Here is a 487-nt window from a genome sequence, read left to right as displayed (position 1 = left end):
CCACAGGGGTGGTGGGCACACTGACCCACACCGGGGGTCTGCGTGCCGCGGCGGTGGGGCCGACGGACCGGATCCGCTCCCTCGGACTGGACGTCGAACCCCACGGGCCGCTGCCCCGGGGGGTCCTCGAGGCAGTCGCGTTACCCGAGGAGGCGGCCTGGGTGACCGCGGCGCGGGAGGAGGAGGAGGCGGTCCACTGGGACCGGCTGCTGTTCACGGCCAAGGAGGCCACCTACAAGACGTGGTATCCGCTCACCCGGAGGTGGCTGGGATTCGCCGACGCCCACATCACCCTGACGCCCACCCACGTCGACGGCCGGTCCGCTTCGGGCGAGTTGCGGTCGAGGATCCTCGTCGACCCGCGCGCGGTCGACGGGGGACCCGACCTGGTGGAGTTCCACGGCCGGTGGGCGCTGTGGGACGGCCACATCGCCTCGGCGATCGCGCTCCGGCCGGGTGGTGGGGGATAGCGTGTCCGGCGTGACCC

Annotated in this window: 1 protein-coding gene; it reads left to right on the top strand. The window is 73.5% G+C overall.

Going from position 1 to position 487, the window contains the following annotated elements; all coding sequences use genetic code 11:
- Positions 1-470: 4'-phosphopantetheinyl transferase (locus IY392_RS13970; RefSeq protein WP_194861537.1), on the top strand; the 470-nt coding region annotated here is incomplete at its 5' end.
- Positions 471-487: the final 17 nt, after the last annotated feature.

The organism is Dietzia sp. SYD-A1 (genome assembly GCF_015356725.1).
GTDB lineage: Bacteria > Actinomycetota > Actinomycetes > Mycobacteriales > Mycobacteriaceae > Dietzia.
The sequence above is the reverse complement of the archived record's forward strand: the minus strand, read 5'-3'. Positions and strand labels throughout refer to the sequence as shown.